The sequence below is a fragment of the Streptomyces sp. NPDC000594 genome (assembly GCF_040299965.1).
In the GTDB taxonomy this organism is placed as follows: Bacteria; Actinomycetota; Actinomycetes; order Streptomycetales; family Streptomycetaceae; genus Streptomyces.
In genome coordinates, this window is the sequence record NZ_JBEPCY010000012.1 from 20,948 (window position 1) to 40,138 (window position 19,191).

Annotated in this window: 19 protein-coding genes; 4 read left to right on the forward strand and 15 right to left on the reverse strand. The window is 72.5% G+C overall.

The window, feature by feature from the left end:
- Window positions 1–3: 3 nt before the first annotated feature.
- Window positions 4–954 carry a LysR substrate-binding domain-containing protein gene (locus ABT354_RS18400; RefSeq protein WP_351494907.1) on the reverse strand — a complete coding sequence of 317 codons (951 nt, stop codon included), beginning with the start codon at window positions 952–954 and terminating at the stop codon, window positions 4–6.
- A gap of 250 nt (window positions 955–1,204) precedes the next feature.
- Here ABT354_RS18400 and ABT354_RS18405 point away from each other — a divergent pair, with 250 nt between their 5' ends.
- Together ABT354_RS18405 and ABT354_RS18410 are read left to right on the forward strand one after the other, a co-directional pair.
- Window positions 1,205–1,759 carry a peroxiredoxin gene (locus tag ABT354_RS18405; protein ID WP_351494909.1) on the forward strand — a complete coding sequence of 185 codons (555 nt, stop codon included), beginning with the start codon at window positions 1,205–1,207 and terminating at the stop codon, window positions 1,757–1,759.
- Between the two features lie 4 nt (window positions 1,760–1,763).
- On the forward strand, window positions 1,764–2,297 hold the full coding sequence (locus tag ABT354_RS18410) for an alkyl hydroperoxide reductase (RefSeq protein WP_351494911.1): 534 nt from the start codon (window positions 1,764–1,766) through the stop codon (window positions 2,295–2,297).
- A 104-nt stretch (window positions 2,298–2,401) separates the two neighbouring features.
- Here ABT354_RS18410 and ABT354_RS18415 read toward each other — a convergent pair whose 3' ends face one another.
- From ABT354_RS18415 to ABT354_RS18430, 4 genes are all read right to left on the reverse strand, one after another.
- Entirely contained in the window at window positions 2,402–3,751 is a 1,350-nt protein-coding gene (locus tag ABT354_RS18415; protein ID WP_351494913.1) for an AI-2E family transporter, read from the reverse strand.
- Between the two features lie 107 nt (window positions 3,752–3,858).
- Window positions 3,859–4,593, reverse strand: a complete 735-nt coding sequence (locus ABT354_RS18420) for an aggregation-promoting factor C-terminal-like domain-containing protein (protein WP_351494915.1) — start codon at window positions 4,591–4,593, stop codon at window positions 3,859–3,861.
- 525 nt (window positions 4,594–5,118) lie between these two features.
- Window positions 5,119–6,450: an RNA 5'-3' helicase PhoH2 gene (gene phoH2, locus ABT354_RS18425; RefSeq protein WP_351494917.1), complete on the reverse strand. Its 1,332-nt coding sequence runs from the start codon at window positions 6,448–6,450 to the stop codon at window positions 5,119–5,121.
- Between the two features lie 357 nt (window positions 6,451–6,807).
- Window positions 6,808–7,569, reverse strand: coding sequence for an isoprenyl transferase (locus tag ABT354_RS18430; RefSeq protein WP_351494919.1), 762 nt, complete (start codon window positions 7,567–7,569; stop codon window positions 6,808–6,810).
- Between the two features lie 283 nt (window positions 7,570–7,852).
- Here ABT354_RS18430 and mgrA point away from each other — a divergent pair, with 283 nt between their 5' ends.
- Entirely contained in the window at window positions 7,853–8,890 is a 1,038-nt protein-coding gene (gene mgrA, locus ABT354_RS18435; protein ID WP_351494921.1) for an L-glyceraldehyde 3-phosphate reductase, read from the forward strand.
- Window positions 8,891–9,293: 403 nt separating this feature from the next.
- On the opposite strand, the gene ABT354_RS18440 is transcribed toward mgrA, so the two are convergent.
- The 3 genes from ABT354_RS18440 to ABT354_RS18450 all read right to left on the reverse strand — a co-directional run bounded on the left by ABT354_RS18440 (window position 9,294) and on the right by ABT354_RS18450 (window position 12,345).
- On the reverse strand, window positions 9,294–9,650 hold the full coding sequence (locus ABT354_RS18440) for a winged helix-turn-helix transcriptional regulator (protein ID WP_351494923.1): 357 nt from the start codon (window positions 9,648–9,650) through the stop codon (window positions 9,294–9,296).
- Window positions 9,651–9,727: 77 nt separating this feature from the next.
- Entirely contained in the window at window positions 9,728–11,335 is a 1,608-nt protein-coding gene (locus ABT354_RS18445; protein WP_502983442.1) for a DUF2079 domain-containing protein, read from the reverse strand.
- Between the two features lie 224 nt (window positions 11,336–11,559).
- Complete coding sequence (locus tag ABT354_RS18450) at window positions 11,560–12,345, reverse strand: prepilin peptidase (RefSeq protein ID WP_351494927.1); 786 nt, start codon at window positions 12,343–12,345, stop codon at window positions 11,560–11,562.
- 87 nt (window positions 12,346–12,432) lie between these two features.
- Here ABT354_RS18450 and ABT354_RS18455 point away from each other — a divergent pair, with 87 nt between their 5' ends.
- Complete coding sequence (locus ABT354_RS18455; protein ID WP_351494929.1) at window positions 12,433–12,804, forward strand: DUF192 domain-containing protein; 372 nt, start codon at window positions 12,433–12,435, stop codon at window positions 12,802–12,804.
- Between the two features lie 60 nt (window positions 12,805–12,864).
- Here ABT354_RS18455 and ABT354_RS18460 read toward each other — a convergent pair whose 3' ends face one another.
- The 7 genes from ABT354_RS18460 to ABT354_RS18490 all read right to left on the reverse strand — a co-directional run bounded on the left by ABT354_RS18460 (window position 12,865) and on the right by ABT354_RS18490 (window position 19,160).
- Window positions 12,865–14,217: a hypothetical protein gene (locus ABT354_RS18460; RefSeq protein WP_351494931.1), complete on the reverse strand. Its 1,353-nt coding sequence runs from the start codon at window positions 14,215–14,217 to the stop codon at window positions 12,865–12,867.
- Between the two features lie 120 nt (window positions 14,218–14,337).
- Window positions 14,338–14,979: an OmpA family protein gene (locus ABT354_RS18465; RefSeq protein ID WP_351494933.1), complete on the reverse strand. Its 642-nt coding sequence runs from the start codon at window positions 14,977–14,979 to the stop codon at window positions 14,338–14,340.
- Window positions 14,979–15,587, reverse strand: coding sequence for a hypothetical protein (locus tag ABT354_RS18470; RefSeq protein ID WP_351494935.1), 609 nt, complete (start codon window positions 15,585–15,587; stop codon window positions 14,979–14,981). The genes ABT354_RS18465 and ABT354_RS18470 overlap by 1 nt, the downstream gene beginning before the upstream one ends.
- A gap of 23 nt (window positions 15,588–15,610) precedes the next feature.
- Complete coding sequence (locus ABT354_RS18475) at window positions 15,611–16,321, reverse strand: pilus assembly protein TadG-related protein (protein WP_351495251.1); 711 nt, start codon at window positions 16,319–16,321, stop codon at window positions 15,611–15,613.
- The gene (locus tag ABT354_RS18480) at window positions 16,318–16,551 is read right to left on the reverse strand and encodes a hypothetical protein (RefSeq protein WP_351494937.1); all 234 of its coding nucleotides are present in this window, start codon (window positions 16,549–16,551) and stop codon (window positions 16,318–16,320) included. The genes ABT354_RS18475 and ABT354_RS18480 overlap by 4 nt, the downstream gene beginning before the upstream one ends.
- Window positions 16,552–16,785: 234 nt before the next feature.
- Complete coding sequence (locus tag ABT354_RS18485; protein WP_351494939.1) at window positions 16,786–17,709, reverse strand: response regulator; 924 nt, start codon at window positions 17,707–17,709, stop codon at window positions 16,786–16,788.
- A 47-nt stretch (window positions 17,710–17,756) separates the two neighbouring features.
- Window positions 17,757–19,160, reverse strand: a complete 1,404-nt coding sequence (locus ABT354_RS18490) for a sensor histidine kinase (protein ID WP_351494941.1) — start codon at window positions 19,158–19,160, stop codon at window positions 17,757–17,759.
- Window positions 19,161–19,191: the final 31 nt, after the last annotated feature.

The following is a 19,191-nucleotide window of genomic DNA, read 5'->3' on the forward strand; positions in this document are numbered from 1 at the left end:
CCGCTACCCCTGACCGTCGGCGATACGGACCGGCAGCGTGGTCAGCGCCCGGCGCAGCGCCCCGGCGAACTCCTCGAACTCGCCCTGCCGGGCCGCGCCCGCCCGCATGGCGAGGGCGATCCTGCGGGACGGGGCCGGCTCCGCGAAGTACCCGGTCTGGAGACCGGCCCGGCCGGTCTCCACCTCGACGGCGGTCCTCGGCAGCAGGGTCACCCCGAGCCCGCCCGCTACCAGCTGCACCAGGGTGGGCAGCCCGGCGGCGGTGGTGGTCACGGGGGTGTCGTCCCCGCGCCCGGCCTCCCGGCAGATGTCCAGGGCCTGGTCGCGCAGGCAGTGCCCCTCGTCAAGCAGCAGCAGCGGCAGCTCGCGCAGCGCCTCCCGGGGCAGATCGGCCCGCCCGCCGAGCCAGTGGTCCCCCGGGGTCACCAGGACGAAGTCCTCGTCGAAGAGGGGCAGCTCGGTCACCCCGGGCACCCCCAGCGGCACCGCGAGCAGCAGCAGATCCAGCCGCCCGGTGGTGAGCCCGTCCAGCAGGGAGGCGGTCTGCTCCTCATGGACCTGGATATCGAGATCGGGGTAGTCGCCATGGACCAGCCGCAGCACGATGGGGAGCAGATAGGGCGCGACGGTGGGGATGACCCCGAGCCGCAGCACCCCGGTGAAGGGCGCGCGCACCGCCTCGGCCTCCTCCATCAGCGCCCCGACCGCGTCCAGCACGGTCCGCGCCCGCCCGGCCAGCCGCTCCCCCGCCGGGGAGAGCAGCACCTTGCGGGTGGTGCGCTCCAGGAGCTGCACCCCGAGCACCTCCTCCAGCGCGGAGACCGCCCCGGAGAGCGCGGGCTGGCTCATGCCGATCGCCGCGGCGGCGTCCCGGAAGTGCAGATGCTCGGCGACGGCGGTGAAGGCACGCAGCTGGACGATGCTGGGCTGCTTGGCCCGGTGCGTCTGGCTCATGGGGTGTTCTCCTCCGTCGTCACGGGACCGTCCTCCCGCAGGGCCTCCCGCGGGCCTCCCGCGGGCCTCCCGCGGGCCTCCCGCGGGCGTGCTCCCGGGTGGGTGCTCCCGCGTTCGTACTCTCTCGTACGAGCCTAATGGATTGATAGGACGCCCTGATCACAGTGACCTGATTGATCGATTTCCGTGAGCTGTGAGGGGTGTGACAGGGTGCAGATGTCCAACCCCTTATGCACCCTGGAGTAACACTGTGCTCACTGTCGGCGACCAGTTCCCCCCGTTCGAGCTGACTGCCTGTGTCTCGCTGGAGAAGGGCAAGGAGTTCGAGGTCATCACCCACAAGTCCTACGAGGGCAAGTGGAAGGTCGTCTTCGCATGGCCCAAGGACTTCACCTTTGTCTGCCCCACCGAGATCGCGGCCTTCGGCAAGCTGAACGACGAGTTCGCCGACCGTGACGCGCAGGTCCTGGGCTTCTCGGGCGACTCCGAGTTCGTCCACCACGCCTGGCGCAAGGACCACGCTGACCTGCGTGACCTGCCCTTCCCGATGATGGCCGACGGGAAGCACGAGCTGATGCGCGACCTCGGCATCGAGGGCGAGGACGGCTACGCGCAGCGCGCCGTCTTCATCGTCGACCCGAACAACGAGATCCAGTTCACGATGGTGACCGCCGGTTCCGTGGGCCGTAACCCCAAGGAGGTCCTGCGGGTGCTGGACGCGCTCCAGACCGACGAGCTGTGCCCGTGCAACTGGAGCAAGGGCGAGGACACCCTGGACGCCGGCGACCTGCTGGCCGGTGAGTGATCACATGTCCCTCGACGCGCTGAAGTCCGCGCTGCCGGAGTACGCCAAGGACCTCAAGCTCAACCTGGGCTCGGTCATCGGCAACAGCCCGCTCTCGGAGCAGCAGCTCTGGGGCACCGTGCTCGCCACGGCCATCGCCTCGCGCAGCCCGATCGTGCTGCGGGAGCTGGAGCCCGAGGCCAAGGCGCAGCTGAGCCCGGAGGCGTACACCGCCGCCAAGGCCGCCGCCGCCGTCATGGCGATGAACAACGTCTACTACCGGACGCGCCATCTGCTCTCCGACAAGGAGTACGGCAACCTCCGGGCCGGTCTGCGGATGAATGTCATCGGCAACCCGGGTGTGGAGAAGGTCGACTTCGAGCTGTGGTCGCTGGCCGTCTCCGCGATCAACGGCTGCGGTATGTGCCTCGACTCGCACGAGCAGGTGCTCCGCAAGGCCGGGGTGGAGCGGGAGACCGTCCAGGAGGCGTTCAAGATCGCTTCTGTGGTCCAGGCCGTGGGGGCGACCCTCGACGCCGAGGCCGTGCTGAACGCGTGACCGTCCGCTCCCCGTGAGCGTACGAGGGCCCCGTCGCCCATCAGGTGAGTACCACCGGATGGGGGACGGGGCCCTTCGTCGTGACCGTCGCCGTCAGCGGGGCATCAGCCGGGTTCCCCCTGCTGCGGCACCTGCTGCGGTACGGGTTGGGGCACTTGCCGCGGTACGGGGGCGGGCTCCAGGGTCTTCGCCCGCTGCCGGGCCGCCGCCGCGGCGGCCAGCGCGTTCTGCTGCCGGACATGGGCGTGCAGATGGACCACGACCGTATTGACCACCGCCACCAGCGGTACGGCGACCACCGCGCCGCCGATCCCGGCGATCACCCCGCCCACCGCGACGGAGAGCACCACCGCGAGGGGATGGACCCGTACCGCCCGGCCGAGGATGAACGGCTGGAGCACATGGCCCTCGATCTGCTGCACGGCCAGCACCACGATCATCACCATCAGCGCGGTGAACACCCCCTGGGTGACCAGCGCGACCACCACCGCGAGCGCCCCGGAGAAGACCGCGCCGACCAGCGGGATAAAGGCGAAGAGGAAGATGAAGACGGCCAGCGGGACCGCCATCGGGACATCGAGGAACCAGATCCCGAGGCCGATGAAGACGGCGTCGATCAGTGCCACCAGGACGGTGCCCCGCACATAGGCGGTGAGCGTCGCCCAGGCACGCGGCCCCGCGCTCGCGACCCCCGGACGCGCCTGGGCCGGGACCAGCTTGAGGGCCCACTGCCAGATCCGCTCCCCGTCATGGAGCAGGAAGAGCGTGGAGAACATCGCGAGCAGCGCCCCGGTGAGGAACTCCACCAGTACCGTCACACCCTGGAGCCCCGCCGAGGTGATCTCGTCGGTGTTGCTGGCGATGGTGTCGCTGAGATTGTCGGCGATGTCGTTGATCTGGCTCTCGGAGACATGGAAGGGGCCTTCCAGCGCCCAGAGCTTCAACTCCTCGATACCGTCCCGGACCCGGGCCGAGAGGGTGTCCAGATTCTCCATCACCTGCCAGATGACGAACCAGCCGACCAGCGCCATCACCAGGAATCCCGCGATGGCGGTGACCGCGGTGGCCAGCCCCCGGGGCAGCCCGATCCGCTTGAGCCGGGCCACGGTGGGGTGGAGCAGCGCGGTGATCAGCAGGGCCGCCACAAAGGCGAGCACCACCAGCTGAACGGCGCTGATGACCCGCATCAGCACCCAGAGGGTTCCGGCGAGGACCAGCAGCCGCCAGCCCGCCTCGGCGGCGACCCGGATGCCCCAGGGGATCACCGTGACCGGTTCGGGCCGGTGGCCGGCGCCTTCGACGGCCGGAGGCTCCTCGGCCCCCGCCGCCGGGGCGGTCTCCACCGGGGGGCCGGGCTCCGGCTCCTCGTCCGTGTCCCGCCGTTCGCCCATCCGCTCGGCGAGCCGGACGATCCCCGCTCCCAGTCCCGCGTACCAGCGCGGCAGTCGTGGCATGTCGTTCCCTCTTCCCCCATGGCGCTCCCCCGAGAACGAAGACGGTACACGCAACGGAGCCCCCCACCGCCATCGCGATGAAGGGCTCCGCCCGGCTCGGGACCGGCTCAGTACCAGCGGTTGGCCTGCCAGAACGACCAGGCGCCACAGGGGCTGCCGTACCGCTCGTTCATATAGCTGAGGCCCCACTTGATCTGGGTGGCGGGGTTGGTCCGCCAGTCGGCACCGGCCGAGGACATCTTGGTGCCGGGCAGCGCCTGGACCAGGCCGTACGCACCCGAGGACGGGTTCTGGGCCTTGTAGTTCCAGGTGGACTCGTGCATCACGATATTGCTGAAGCACTGGAACTGGTCGCCGGGGATGATCTGCCGGGCGATGGACTTGACCTGTTCCACGGTGTACGAGGACTGCTGGGCGAAGCTGCCGGAGTCGCGGGCCGTGTCACGGCTGGCGCGCTCGGCCTTCTCCTTCTCGCGCTTCTCCTTCTCGGCCTTCGCCTTGGCCTTGGCCTCGGCGTCCTTCTTGGCCTGGGCGTCGGCGGCGTCCTTCTTGGCCTGGGCGGTCTGGGCAGCCTTGACGCGCGCCTCGTCCTCCGCGGCCTTCCGGGCGGACGCGTCGGCGGCGGAGGCCTGGGCGTCGGCCTGCTCCGCCAGGGACGAGACCTGCACCTGGGCCTGCTGACCCATCGGTATATCGGCGAGGAGGGTCGCGTCGGCGGCCGTTGTCTCAAGATTCTGGCTTGAGGACTGGGGGTCGCCCGAGGCGACGCCGACGACGGCTCCGACGGTGGTGACCGCGGTGGCTGACGCCACGGCGAATCCCCGGACCGAGATCCGGCTCACACGGTTTCCTTCCAGCATCACCCGCACGGTGACCCCGCGGGTGAATCGTGCCCCTGGCGCGGGCCTCCTCATGCATGGGGTCACAGGAGGCGCTGGCCCGTGGTCAACTCCCGGCGGGAGAGGCCGATACAGCTCGCGGGCGGCACACGACGGCAGGTGTTGAGTTGTACGGCGATGCCGTCGACACCACGGATGGTGCCCTTGTGTCGTGTGCGGGGCCTGACGGAAGCAAGACTCTGCCGGAACCGGCGGGCGCAAGGCAATTCTTCGTTGCGTGGGAAAGGTCACACCCATTCGGGTCTGGAGTTCGGCGGAAAACCTCCCCTGGCCCGATGTCGCCCCAGTACGCTGCTCCGTTCCGCACCGGCGCCGTCCGGTACCAACTGGTGCCGCACGGAGCGGAGTCCGCCGGGGCGGGCCCGGCGGACTCCTTCAGGACAACGGGGCGCTCCTCAGGACATCAGCGCCCTCTTCCTGACATCGGGGTGTTCCTGCGGGACAACCCGCGTCAGGGGACAACCCGGGTCATCCGTAGGAAAGCGGCCCTTCCTCCAGCATCTCGGTCACCAGCGCGGCGATCGGGGAGCGCTCCGAACGGGTCAGGGTGACATGGGCGAAGAGCGGATGGCCCTTCAGCTTCTCCACCACGGCGACCACACCGTCGTACCGTCCGACCCTCAGATTGTCCCGCTGGGCCACATCGTGGGTGAGGACCACCCGCGAGTCGGCCCCGATCCGGGAGAGCACCGTCAGCAGGACATTGCGCTCCAGCGACTGGGCCTCGTCCACGATGACGAAGGCGTCATGGAGCGAGCGGCCCCGGATATGGGTGAGCGGCAGGACCTCCAGCATGCCGCGGCCCAGCACCTCCTCGATCACCTCGCGCCCGGCGACCGCCGAGAGGGTGTCGAAGACCGCCTGCGCCCAGGGGCTCATCTTCTCGGCCTCGGTGCCCGGCAGATAGCCCAGCTCCTGGCCGCCCACCGCGTACAGCGGCCGGAAGACCATCACCTTCCGGTGCTGCTGGCGCTCCAGTACCGACTCCAGACCGGCGCAGAGCGCCAGCGCCGACTTGCCGGTGCCGGCCCGGCCGCCGAGCGAGACGATCCCGACCTCCGGGTCGAGCAGCAGATCGAGCGCGATCCGCTGCTCGGCGCTGCGGCCGTGGATGCCGAACGCCTCCCGGTCGCCCCGCACCAGCCGGACCCCGCCGTCGGGGGTGACCCGGCCGAGTGCCTTGCCCCGCTCCGACTGGAGGACCAGACCGGTGTGGACGGGCAGCGACCCGGCCTCCGGGACGTACAGCCGCTCCTCCGTATAGAGCAGATCCACCTGTTCGGCGGAGAGCGGCAGCTCGGCCATCCCGGTCCAGCCGGAGTCGGTGATCGCCAGCTCGGCCCGGTACTCCTCGGCGAGCAGACCCACGGAGGACGCCTTGATGCGCAGCGGCAGGTCCTTGGAGACGACCGTGACGTCGTACCCCTCGGCCTGGAGGTTACGGGCCACCGCGAGGATCCGTGAGTCGTTGTCACCGAGCCGGAAACCGGCGGGGAGCAGGGCGGGGTCGGAGTGGTTCAGCTCGACCCGGAGCGTGCCGCCGAGATCGCCCAGGGGGATGGGGGCGTCCAGGCGTCCGTGCCGGATCCGGAACTCGTCCAGCAGTCGCAGGGCCTGGCGGGCGAAGTAGCCCAGCTCCGGATGGTGTCTCTTGGCCTCCAGCTCCGTGATGACCACGATCGGGAGCACGACTTCATGCTCGTCGAAACGGGTCGGTGCGTTCGGGTCGGCCAGCAGGACGCTGGTGTCGAGAACATAGGTGCGCCGGTCGGGCAGGCGGCGCTTTGTGCTGTTCACCACGGAAGGACGTACCCCCTCGGATGAGGTGCGGCGCGGTGCGACGCCGTCGTGGGCCAGTCGGCCGCGCTGCCGGGGAGCGGCAGCCGGCCGCCCCGCCTGGGGCGGGGGAGGGACCGGGATTCCGGCCACTGTGCGCGGGCCGGCTCCCGACCCGTGGTCCGGTCCGCACCCGGGGTGCGTTCCTTGGTGCGCAAAGGGCCTCCCGGGTGGGCGGTCAGGGCCGCCCACTTGCGAGTGCGACGTACGTGGATCGGACGTCGACCTGGAGGGGATATGCCCTCGAACACCCGCCGCCATGCCGGTCGTCGGGACGACGGGCCGATGAACAGCGGGTGATGTGGTGTGGTGAAAAGCCGATCAGTTGCCGTAACGGCGGTGCCGGGCCGCGTAGTCGCGCAGTGCGCGCAGGAAGTCCACCTTGCGGAAGGCGGGCCAGAAGACCTCGCAGAAGTAGTACTCGGAGTGGGCGCTCTGCCAGAGCATGAAGCCGGACAGACGCTGCTCCCCGCTGGTGCGGATGACGAGGTCGGGGTCGGGCTGGCCCCGGGTGTAGAGGTGCTCGGAGATGAGGTCGATGTCGACGGTCTCGGCCAGTTCCGCGACGCTGGTGCCGCGTTCGGCGTGGTCCAGCAGGAGGGAGCGGACCGCGTCGGCGATCTCCTGCCGTCCGCCGTAGCCGATGGCGACGTTCACCAGTATCCCGGTGTGGTCGAGGGTGTCCTGCTCGGCCTCCTTCAGCACCGTCTGGGTGCGGGCGGGGAGGATGTCGAGGGTGCCGACATGGTGGACCCGCCAGCGGCCGTCGGCGGCGAGCGCGCGCACCGCGCCCTCGATGATGCCGAGCAGCGGGATCAGCTCGTCGTCCGGGCGGTCCAGATTGTCGGTGGAGAGCAGCCAGAGGGTGACGACCTCGACATCGGTCTCGGCGCACCAGCCGAGCAGCTCCTGGATCTTGCTGGCGCCGGCCTTGTGACCCGCCTCGGGGGTGCCTCCGGAGGCGCGGGCCCAGCGGCGGTTCCCGTCGAGGATGACTCCGATGTGCTTGGGCACCTGGGCGTGGTCCAGGCGGCCTTCCACCCGACGGGCGTAGAGCCTGTAGACCAGGTCACGCAGGTTCACGGAGTCCACCTCTCGGTTCTTCGGTTCTGTCGGGCCCGTCCGCCACGAGGTGCCCGGAGGCCGGGGCGATGGCGGTGGCGGTGGCTCGAACGGATCGCTGAGGGGGTACGCCCCCGGGCGCGACGGCACGGGTGCCGGGCCCGGACACCGGCGTCTCCGACCGGGCCGGAGACATACGGCACTCCCCCGCGCCGTACGGCATCCCCTGAGGTCGTCAGCGTACTGCGCGCCGCCCGGCGCCACCCAACCCGGTCTGTCACAAGTCCGTGATAAAGAGGGATGTGTGATTGATTCCTCGACCTACCTCGCTTCCGCCGACCGTTACGACACGATGGAGTACCGCCGCAGCGGCCGTTCGGGGCTGCTGCTGCCCGCCGTCTCGCTGGGTCTGTGGCACAACTTCGGCGACGACCGCACCCTGGAGTCGCAGCGCGCGATCCTGCGCCGCGCCTTCGATCTGGGGATCACCCACTTCGACCTGGCGAACAACTACGGACCGCCGCCGGGCTCCGCCGAGCTGAACTTCGGCAAGATCTTCGCCCAGGACTTCGCCCCGTACCGGGACGAGCTGATCGTCTCCACCAAGGCGGGCTATCTGATGCACCCCGGCCCGTACGGGGAGTGGGGTTCGCGGAAGTACCTGCTCTCCTCGCTGGACGCGTCCCTGAAGCGGATGGGTCTGGAGTACGTCGATGTCTTCTACTCGCACCGCTTCGACCCGAACACCCCGCTGGAGGAGACGATGGGGGCGCTGGCCTCCGCCGTCCAGCAGGGGAAGGCGCTCTATGTGGGCGTCTCCTCGTACAACTCCGAGCAGACCGCCGAGGCGGCCCGGCTGCTGCGGGAGATGGGCGTACCGGCCCTGATCCACCAGCCCTCGTACTCGATGATCAACCGCTGGACCGAGGACGACGGGCTGCTGGACACCCTGGAGGCGGCGGGGATGGGCTGTATCGCCTATGTCCCGCTGGCGCAGGGACTGCTCACCGGGAAGTACCTCCAGGGGATCCCGGAGGGGTCGCGGGCCACCCAGGGCAAGTCGCTCGACCCGGGGCTGCTCTCGGACGAGGTGCTGCGCCGGCTGCGCGGGCTGAACGGGATCGCGGCCCGGCGCGGCCAGTCGCTGGCGCAGCTGGCGCTGAGCTGGGTGCTGCGGGATCCGCGGATGACCTCGGCGCTGATCGGGGCGTCCAGCGTGGCGCAGCTGGAGGAGAATGTGGCGGCGCTGGCGGGGGCGGAGCTGAGCGCGGCGGAGCTGGCGGAGATCGATGAGTTCGCCGTGGACACCGAGGGTGTGAACATCTGGGCCAAGCGGGGCTGAGCCCGGCCGACCCACCGATCCACCGACCCGTCGCTGCCCCGGGGCCCCGACCTGCCGGGCCGGGTCGCCCTGGGGCCGGGAAAGAAACCGGGCCGGTCCGTGGGGGGGGATACGGACCGGCCCGAGGGGGGGTTTCCACCATAACGCGTCACTCGTGATCGTGCGCGCCACCGGCGGGACGTCCGCGTGTCGCGGCGACGGCGGCGCTCGGACGCCCGGGGCCGGGGCCCCGCACGGGCGGGGCGGACCGGCCGGTGTGTCCCCCGGGGCGCCGTCCCCCTGAAGGGTGACGCACCCCGGGGCCGGGGGTTGACGCCCGGGCCGGGCACCCACCGGGTCGCGGTGCCGGGCGCGGTGTCCGACACCGTGCCGGGCCCGGCGGGGCGGGCCGTCGGGCGGGGTGTCAGGCCACGTCGTCCTGGGTCTTGTTGGCGATGATCTGCGCCATGTACGTGGTGCCCCAGTCACCCAGCGGGCCCAGCGCCGCGTTCAGCTCCCGGCCCAGGTCGGTGAGGGAGTACTCGACCCTCGGGGGCACCTCCCGGTACACCTCGCGGTGGACGATCCGGTCCGCCTCCAGCTCGCGCAGCTGCTGGATCAGCATCTTCTCGCTGACCCCGGTGACACTGCGGCGCAGCTCACCGAAGCGCAGGGTGCCGAGATCGTGCAGGGCCCACAGGATGAGCGGCTTCCACTTCCCTCCGACCACATCGACAGCGGCGTCCAGTCCGCACTGATAGGACGGCTTGCTCCTGGTCACGGCCACTCCCCTGAGGTCGGTACGGAGGTTTCCGCCAGTACACCACCGGCGGAGGGCGAGGGGCCACAGCGGAACGGTCAGGGGCCGCCCCGGCCCGTGCCGGTGGGGCCGGTACGGCGCAGCAGGGTGATGCCGTCGCGCTCGGCGACCCGGCGGTAGCCGTAGGAGCGCTGTGCGGCCGCCAGCTCGGCGGCCTGCTGCTCGGCGGGGTAGGGCCAGTGCCCGGTCCGGTACGGCCAGGCCTCCGGCGCGTGGCGGTCGTGGACGATCCATTCGGCGGTGGGGCGCGGCAGCCGGTCCCGGTCGTAGCGGTAGAGCCGGGCGTCGACCGGGAAGGCGGGGAAGAGGACCACCTCGCACCGGGAGGTCAGCTGGGGCACCAGCCGGTTGGAGGCGGCGACGGTCGCCCCGTCGGGGATCCTGGCGAGCAGCGCGCGGGCCGCCTCGGCATGGGCGGTGGTCCGCCAGGTGGCGCGCTGGGCCAGCTGGGCGAGGGGGAAGGACGGTACGAGGACCAGTGTCACCGCCAGCGCCACGGCGAGCGAGGCCCGGACATGGCGGACCGCGGCCGGCGGGGCGCCCGGGGTGTGCCACGGCCGCAGCGCGTCGATCAGGGCGGCGACCACCACCGGCATCAGCACCGCGCTGTAGTGGAACGAGGTGCCCCAGTGGAAGCCGTTCTGGGAGAGCATCCGCCAGGCGAGGGTGGGCACGGTCAGCAGGGCGATCGGGGACCGCAGGGCGAGCAGCGCGGAGGGGGCGAAGACCAGGATCAGGGTCATGGCCTTGATGTCCGGCCGCAGGGCGTCCAGGGGGGCGAAGGCGACCGTGGTGAGGAGCGAGGTGTGGGCTCCCTCGGCGAGGTTGGCACCGTGGGCGTACCCCCCGGCCGGGTGGAGGGCGGGCAGGAGGACCCGTACCTCGACGGCGGAGGCGAGCACCCCGCAGGCCGCCGTGACCGCTCCGAGGCGGCGCGGGCCCTGCCAGGCGATGACGGCGCCGACGGCGGCGAGGGTGAGCCCCAGGTCCTCCTTGACCAGGACGAGCGGCGCGGCCCAGGCGACGGCGGCCCGCCAGCGCCGGCGGCCCAGCGCGGTGGCGGCGCAGGAGAGCAGCGGGACGGCGAGCGCGACCTCGTGGAAGTCGAAGGCGGCGGCGGAGGCGATGCCCCAGCTCGCCCCGTAGACCAGGGCGACGGCATGGGCGGCGCGGCGGCCCAGCGCGGTCAGCGCCCAGGCGCAGAGGGGGACGACGGCGAGGGCGAGCAGCGCGGACTGGGCGACCAGCAGACAGAGCGGGGACGGCCAGAGGCGGTAGAGGGGGGCGAGGACGGCGAGCGCGGGGTGGAAGTGGTCGCCGAGGAGGTTGAAGTCCTCGCCGCGCAGCGGGGCGAGCGGGGGGCGGAGATGGGCGTAGGCGCGGACGGCCTGTTCGAAGATGCCGAGGTCGTATCCCGTGGTCCGCAGCAGGAGATGGCGGCGGACGGCGACGGTGGCGTAGAGGGTGAAGAGGGCGGCGGCCCAGCCCCAGGGGAGCGGGACGGTGGGGAGGCGGGCCGGGAGGCGGGATCCGGCCGGGGGCGCGGGGGCCGGGGTCACCCGGGGTGCGGGACCGCCCTGAGCAGCCTGGTGGTCAGTCCGGTTGCCGGCCTGACGATCAGCCTGACTGTCAGAGGATGTCCGCATAAGTCATGACTCTAGAGGGGGCGTCGAAAGCCCGGGAGCCTCAGCCGGGGGTGTGTCCCGGCTCAGCCCGCCACCCCCCTGCGGAGGGCCCCCGCAGACCGGCTCAACGCGCAACCCCCCTGCGGAGGACCCCGGCGACCGACTCAACCAGGTACCCCCCTGCGGAGGGCCCCCGCGGACCGGCTCAACCAGGTACCCCCCTGCGGAGGGCCCCGCAAAATGACTCAACCAGGTACCCCGTACCCACCGAGCAGCAGCCCCGCCAGCGCCCCGCCGATCATGAACGGGCCGAACGGGATGGCCGTCCGCCGCCCCGCCCGCCCCAGCGCCATCAGCCCGAACCCGTACACCGAACCGAAGAGGAACCCGGCGAAGGCCCCCAGGAACAGCGTCCCCCAGCCGTACCAGCCGAGGACCACCCCGAGCGGCAGCGCCAGCTTCACATCGCCGAACCCCATGCCCCCGGGATGGATCACGAAGAGCAGGAAGTAGGCGCCCCCGAGGACGAGCCCGCCGAGCAGCGCCCGGCGCCAGGAGCCCGCCGCCCCCGGCACCACCGCCGCGAGACCCAGCAGGACCACGGCCGCGCCGGCGAGCGGCAGGGTCAGCCGGTCGGGCAGCCGGTGCACCCGGCGGTCGACCAGCGCCAGCAGCACCGCGACGGGCGTGAGCGCCAGCCAGACCGCCAGTTCGGGGCGGGGCCCGGTGGCGGCGGCGAGCGCGGCACAGGCGAGCGCGCCGACCCAGGCGGCGGCCGGGACACCCCTCTCCGGCCGCTCCCCGCCCGCGGCGCCCCCCGGACCGCCCCCGGGCACCCGGGCGGAGGCGCACTCCCGGCAGCGCACCCCGCCGAGCCAGCCGCGCACCGACCCCCCGAAGGAATGACCGGCCGGGCAGGCGGCGCGCCACTCCTCGTCCGGGCGGACGGAGAGCCGGTACGCGGCGCGCGGGACCAGCAGCCCGGTGACGGCTCCCCACAGGGCGGCGACGGTGATCAGCGTGGCGTACACGGCGACGAGCGTAGGACGCCCGACCGGGCCCGTCATGGGTCCGGGGGCCCACTCCCCCGCCGGGCGGCCGGGCGCTACGGTCGGCCCATGGCGCGAGGACGGCGATGGCGGGACGGCACGGCCGAGTTGTGGACCCCCGGGCGGGCGGAGCCGCTCCCCCTGGAGATCGCGGCGAGCCGCGCGGCCCGGCGGCGCGGACTGCTGGGACGGGACGGCGTCACCGGCGCGATGCTGATCACCCCCTGCGGCGGGGTGCACACCTTCCGGATGCGGTTCACCATCGATGTGGCCTATCTCGACCGCGAACTGCGGGTGCTGGATCTGCACACCCTGCCCCCGGGACGGCTGGGCCGGCCCCGGCTCCGGGCCCGTCATGTCCTGGAGGCGGAGGCCGGCGCGCTGGCCGCCTGGGGGGTACGGGCGGGTACCCGGCTGCGGATCGACGTGCCCGGGGAGTGACCCGTACCGGCGAGGAGTGCCACGGACAGGAGCGACCCGACCAGGTGTGACCCGTCGCCCTCACAGGCTGGCGTGACGGCCCCGCTTGCGGCCGAGGCCGAGGCGGGCGAGGGCGGTCCAGCCGAGGAGGCCGAGGACCAGGGCGGTGCCGAGGCCGATCCCGGCGACCCCGACCACGGTCAGCAGCGCCTTCCGGGTGTCATCGTCGTCGTCCAGGGCCGCGCCCTCCCCCGCGGCGGCGGACGCAGCCCGCTCCCTGTCCTTGTCCAGCACCCCGAAACCGGCCGGGAAGGGGTCCCCGTCGTACTCCGGGGCGCCCTGGGGCTCCCCCTCGATGTCCACCCGCAGGATCAGCGGCAGATCGTCGGGGATCGCCCGGTCGGCGGAGACCCGGATGTAGTACCAGCCGGCGAACCGCATGCCCCGGGTCTCGTCGTCGTCGGAGGACCGGTTGGCGAAGGCGACCGGCTCGGTCGCGAGGGAGACCTGGGTGGTACGGGTGCGGTGGTCGCCGTCGGCGTCCTGGACATGGCCCCGCGCGGTGTTGAAGACGGTGATCCGCACCCCGTCGTAGACCGCCCGCCCCGGCGGCTCCTTCCCGCCGAACTCGGCGTCCACGAAGAGCTGCTGCCCCCAGTCGAGGGGCACCCGGTAGAAGCGGCTCTCACCGCGCCCGATGCCGTCGCTCGACACACCCTGTCCGATCGTGGCGGCGTCGTTGAACCCGCTGCCGCCCCGGACCGGCTCGGCGTCCCCTCCCACATGCCCGGGGGTGTGGCTGTGGGTGCTCACGGGGGCGTCGGGGACGGCGGAGCCGCCCTTGAGCCCCGGCTCGACCATGTACTTCAGCTCGATGGGCCACTCGGCGGCGGACCCGGAGGTGGGGCCGATCCACTCGACCGAGTAGAGATACCGGCCCTCCGCCTGGCAGGCCCGGCCGGGGCCGATCCGCCGGGTGAGATAGTCGGCGATCGGCAGCGAGGTGGACCCGCCGAAGACGATGTCCTTGCGGTCGCCGCAGGCGGTGCCGTCCGGGGCGACCAGGGAGACCCGTATCCCGTCGGCGGCACCCACCTTGCGGCCGGGCGGCGGGGCCAGCACGGCGGAGAGATAGGCGTTGGAGGTGGCGTCCAGCTCCACGTGGTAGAACTTCTGGTCGCCCGGGGCGATGGTGTCGGTGTACGTACCGGGCACCAGCCGGGGCGCGACGGCGGCGCGCGGCGAGGGGCTGCCGATCACCGCCCGTGCCTGGGGGTCGGTCTGATAGCCGGTGAGCCTGCCGCCCATGACCGCCTCGGCGGTCATGGGCGTCTGGAGGAGCGCGCAGGACACCCCGACGGCGAGTCCCCTCCTGAGGGTCGTCACCCGTGCCGCCACCGCTCCGACGGCCGCAGCCGTCCTGCCCCGCCTCATCCGCGTGCTCCTCGGCCCACTCGTTCGACAGTCGGCCCGCAGCGTACTGCGGGCCGACCGCCTCCCGTACAGCCGCCGCGGCCGGGATGTGCGGGAGGGACCTGTCCTCCGGCGCCGGGATCAACTCCCTCCGTCGGTGGGGAAGGAGACCTCCACCCTGCGGTTCTTCTTCCGTCCCTCCTCGGTGGAGTTGTCGGCGATGGGGAAGTCCTCGCTGTACCCCCGGACGATGTACGTGACGGCGGGGTCCTCCAGTTGATCGCCGAGCATGCCGTGGACGGCGTCGGCGCGCTTGCGGGAGAGGATCCGGCCGTGCCGGTAGCTGCCGAGGTTGTCGGTGAAGCCGAAGACCCTGACCTGCTGGGCGTCGTTCTTCCGGATCTCCTCGGCGATGGCGGAGATCCGGCTGTTGGCCTGCGGGCTCAGATCGGCGCTGTCCTTGCCGAAGAGCACCTCCGCCTGGAGGGCGAACTTCAGTGAGGTGGTGGTCTGCTCGCGCCGTTCCTCACCGCCCTCGGACTCCACGATGGAAACGATGTCGAGGACCCGGGGGCGCTCCAGGGTGGCGCCCTCGCGCATCCTCAGCTCGGGGTCGTCGCCGTCGATCTCCGGCGGGGTGTAGGTCCGGCCGGCCGGGACCAGGGGGTCGTCGGGGTCGTCCGCCGCCGCCGCGGAGGAGTGCAGCTGGACACCGGCGACCAGCAGGATCACGGCGAGGGTGACGGCCGCCGGCCGCCGCCGTGCCGCGCTGGGGCCCGCCATCAGCTCAGCTCGATCGTGGCGGTGGGCATCAGGGGGATCTGGAGGTCGACCGAGCCGGTCTCCTTGGGCGGGGCGGGGAACTGGGCGAAGAAGTCCACACTCTGGCCATCGGCGAAGGCGGTGAGTCCGGTGGTGGTCAGCGGAAAGCCGTCGGTGTCCCGCAGCACGTAATAGCGCTTCTTGTCCGTCTTGTCGACCAGGGTCATTCCGGCGAAGGACCGCCCGGTCCGCTTGACCTGGGTCTCCTGGCCGTTCCACTGGACGGGTGGCGCCTGCGACTTTCCGCTGGTGTTCCTGACGGTCCCGGTGAGGGTCAGGAAGCCGCCGTCGTCGCGCTCGGCGCGGGTGACGGTGAACTCGAAGCCATTGCTCCCCTTGACGGTGGCCAGGGCGTCGACGGGCTGCTCGGGGGCGCCCTCGCCGTCGTCCTTCTGCTGCGGCTGGCGCTCACCCGCCGGGGTGGCCGAGGAGACCGCGCCGCTCCCGGTGTTCTTCTTGTCCGAGCCGTCGTCGTCACCGCCGCACGCCGTCAGGGCGAGCCCGAGCACGGCGGCGGCCAGTGCCGCGGTCACCGCCCGAGCGGTACCGGCTCCGTACAGCTTTCTCATCAGTGCTGGTCCTTTGCGTTCGGTCACAGTCGGTCCCGGTCGAGGCGGACGGTGAAGAGGTCGGACATCTCGGGGAAGAGATCCGGGCGCGCGGGGTCGAGGTCGAAGTCCCGGTCGTCGCAGCGGAGCAGGCCGGGGGCGACGGGCTCTTCCGGCTCCCCGGGCTCCTCGGGTTCTCCCGGCTCCCCGGGCCCGCCCGGGTCCCCGGTCTCCTCGGGCGGTTCCGGAGTGCCGGAGGGCTGCTCGGAGGGCTCGTCCGAGGGCTCGAAGAGACAGCGGGGCTCGACCACGGCGGTGGCCCTGGAGACGGCCCGCCCGCTCTCGGTGCCCGGCACCAGGGTGTCCCCCACCGGCTCCACGGCCTGGGTCTCGACGGTGTACCCCCAGCGGCCGTCGGGGAGTTCGGCGCACTCCCGCACGGTGGTGCCATTGGCGGCGGCCAGTGCGTGGGCCGCCGCACAGCCGTCGTCGGCCCGGTCCTGGGCGCCGTCGCCGAAGAAGTCCCGCAGGAAGTCCGGGTCCAGGATGTTCTCCAGGAAGGACCCCTCCAGGGAGTCACGGGACTCCTGGGCGGCGGCGAGCGCGGCGGCGTCCGCCCCGGACTGGGTGCCGTTGCGGTTGGCCCCGGCCTGCCCCACGGCGAGGAAGACCAGGGCGAGGAAGAGCGTCCCCACGATCATCGTGAGATAGAGCGGGGCAGCCTGCCCCGCGTCGCGCCCACGGCCCTCGATCAGCTGCCGAGGATCTCCTGGACCTGGTTGGACAGCCCGTTGGCGATGTCGTCGGCGACCCCGGAGCCCACCAGCGCCGCGATGATCGCCGCCACCAGCACGATCACGCCCACGTACTCGACCGAGTCCTGGCCCTCGTCCCGGCGGTCCTTCACCGCCCGGCCGATCTCCGCCCACCGCGCCGCCATGTGGAGACGGGCCCTGACCACGGCCTTCAGCGTCATGTTCGACATTGGCTACCCCTCCGGCGCCGACAGCGCGATGACCGCGCGGCAGTTGCGAGTCCCTGGCGCCGCCCACCGGGTCCCGGTCCTGCGACCGGCCGCCCCGGACGGCGGCGTGAGCACTGTACGCCCGAAGGACGCCGCCGGACATGGGCCCTGGGGCCCAACTCCCCTCGGAGGAAGCGGAACCTTCCCCGGGGACCGGTCCGGGAGGGGTCGTGGGGTCCGCCGGACGGTGGTCGCTCATACCGGCCCGGCCCCCCTCCGTGCCAGCCGGTGCCAGAGGGCGATGGCCTCGCCCCGGCTGCCGGTGTTCAGCTTGGCGAAGATCCGGTTGATGTGGTTCTTGACCGTCTTCTGGCTGATGAAGCAGGCCGCGGCGATCTGCTGATTGGTCATGCCCGCCGCGATCAGCTCCATCACCTCGGCCTCCCGCCGGCTCAGCCCGGTCAGCACGGTGCCCCGCTCCCCGTCGGGTCCCGCAGACGAATGTCCCACAGTCGCTTGCGAAAGCGAAGAGAAGGAGAGGCATTCGGCGGATGCGGAATCCGTATATCCGTCAAGCGGGGCAAGGGTCATGACACCCGATCGGAGATCCCCGGTGAGGTCATGATGTGCGGAAGCAGACGATATGGATGCCGCGGACGATATGGAGGTACCCGACGGGTACCGTGGCGGTCCCGCGCGGTCCGGGGCCCCGGTGAGCGCCCGGACGGCAGACGGAGACAGGACCGCACGGCCCGCCGCGGTCTCCCGTACCGAGGTGATCAGTTCATCGGCGGTGAACTCGCCATGGACCAGATAGCCCGCGGCACCCCCGTCCAGCGCCGCGCGGACGGTCGGGGCCTCCCCGCTGTACGTCATCATCAGCACCGGGGCGAGCCCGGCCAGCCGGGGCAGGACCGTCAGTCCGTCGGCGCCCGGCATCCGGACATCGAGCAGGACGGCGTCGGGGCGATGGCGCTCCGTCTCGGCCAGGGCCCGGCGGCCGTCGGCGGCCTCGGCGACCACATCGAGTCCGGGGTGGGCGCGGAGCAGAGCGGTCAGCCCGGCGCGGACGACCGGATTGTCGTCGGCGACCACGATCCGCAGTGGTCCGGTGCGGTGGTGGGGCGGGGGATGGGGATACGGGTACGGGGGCGGGGGCCCGGCGGCGGTGTCCGGCACGGCCTCGGCCTCCTCTCGGCAGACGGGGTACGGGGTACGGGGGTGCTTCACGGCAGGGACAGGGGCAGATCCGGCGGCGGCGACAGATCCAGGCGGGGTGACGGCTCCGGCGACGGCCCCGAGGGCCGAGACAGGGGCAGGGGCAGGGGCAGCTCCAGGCGTACCTCCGTACCGTGCCCGTCCGCGCCGCCGCCGACACGGATCCGGGCCCCGATGGACCCGGCCCGCTCGGCCATGCCCACCAGGCCGAAGCGGCCGGCCCGGCGCAGGGCGGCGAGGGTGGTGCCGGGCGGCAGTCCGGGCCCTTCGTCGGTGATCCGGACGGAGAGCGCGCCGCCGGTCGTCCCGGCCGTCACGGTCACCGGGCCGGATCCGCCGTGGCGGTGGGCGTTCTCCAGCGCCTCGGCGGCGATGGTCAGCAGCTGACGGGCGACGGCGGCGGGCAGCGGGGGGACGGGGCCGGTCTGCCGCAGCTCGGCCCGGACCCCCGTACGGCGGGCGAACTCCCGGGTCCGGGCGCGGAGCAGGGCCACCACATCGACCGCCGTGCCCTCGGGGCCGTACGGCTCCCCCGCCGATTCCGCCCCGGAGTCCCGGCGCAGATCGAAGAGGATGTCCCGGGACTCGGCGGCGGCCCGGCGGGCGGCGCGGGAGACCAGATCGGCCTGTTCCCGTACGGTGCCGGGGTCCGTCCGGCCGGCGCTGTGGGCCAGCCCGTCGGCGGCGAGCGCCAGGCCGTGCAGGGTCTTGGCGACCGAGTCGTGCATCTCCCGGGCGAGCCGGGCCCGCTCCTCCGCCACCGCCTCGGCGGCGGCCAGCCGGGCGCGGGTCTCGGAGAGCGCCTGGCTCGCCGTGCCGAACCGCAGCATGAGGGTGCGCAGCGTACTGCCCAGCGCTCCGGCCAGCACGCACAGTCCGGGCAGCAGCAGGGCGGTGTAGTGGGCGTCGGCCCGGTCGTTGACCACATAGGCCCCCGCGACCAGCGCGGACTGGAGCACGGCGAGGACCGCGCCGCCGAGCGGCCCGGATATCAGCCCGCCCAGCAGCGGGGTGCAGAGGGTGACATAGGCGAGGGTGGAGTCGGGTGAGGCGGTGACCAGGAGCAGCGCGCCGAAGGCCATGTCCGCGCCGAGCAGCCAGGGGTGGCGCAGCAGGACGGGCCCGAAGCGCTCCCAGTCCCGTAACAGGGCGTACGAGGTCATGAAGGTGACCAGGGCCGCCGCGCCGACCAGCCAGGTGGCGGGGCCGGGGGCGGTTCCGGCGAGGGCGAAGGGCACCGCCAGGGCGATCATGGCCAGCCGGCAGCCGAAGACCTGGCGGCAGAGCGCCTGGAGGGCGTTGACCTGGAGCGGGAGCGACGGATGGCGCGGGGCTGCGCCGGGATCCGACACGGGTACGTCGGGGTCCGGGGGGAGTACGGAAGGGTCCGGCGGGGGTGCGGTGGGGGCCATGGGGTCACCTCCTGGTCGCGGTCGGGCCCGT

Bases quoted from the DNA above. Each gene is read 5' to 3' on its own strand.
- ABT354_RS18400 (WP_351494907.1), bottom strand. From the start codon at position 954: ATGAGCCAGACGCACCGGGCCAAGCAGCCCAGCATCGTCCAGCTGCGT.
- ABT354_RS18410 (WP_351494911.1), top strand. From the start codon at position 1,764: ATGTCCCTCGACGCGCTGAAGTCCGCGCTGCCGGAGTACGCCAAGGAC.
- ABT354_RS18415 (WP_351494913.1), bottom strand. From the start codon at position 3,751: ATGCCACGACTGCCGCGCTGGTACGCGGGACTGGGAGCGGGGATCGTC.
- ABT354_RS18445 (WP_502983442.1), bottom strand. From the start codon at position 11,335: ATGCGGACATCCTCTGACAGTCAGGCTGATCGTCAGGCCGGCAACCGG.
- ABT354_RS18455 (WP_351494929.1), top strand. From the start codon at position 12,433: ATGGCGCGAGGACGGCGATGGCGGGACGGCACGGCCGAGTTGTGGACC.
- ABT354_RS18460 (WP_351494931.1), bottom strand. From the start codon at position 14,217: ATGAGGCGGGGCAGGACGGCTGCGGCCGTCGGAGCGGTGGCGGCACGG.
- ABT354_RS18465 (WP_351494933.1), bottom strand. From the start codon at position 14,979: ATGGCGGGCCCCAGCGCGGCACGGCGGCGGCCGGCGGCCGTCACCCTC.
- ABT354_RS18470 (WP_351494935.1), bottom strand. From the start codon at position 15,587: ATGAGAAAGCTGTACGGAGCCGGTACCGCTCGGGCGGTGACCGCGGCA.
- ABT354_RS18480 (WP_351494937.1), bottom strand. From the start codon at position 16,551: ATGTCGAACATGACGCTGAAGGCCGTGGTCAGGGCCCGTCTCCACATG.
- ABT354_RS18490 (WP_351494941.1), bottom strand. From the start codon at position 19,160: ATGGCCCCCACCGCACCCCCGCCGGACCCTTCCGTACTCCCCCCGGAC.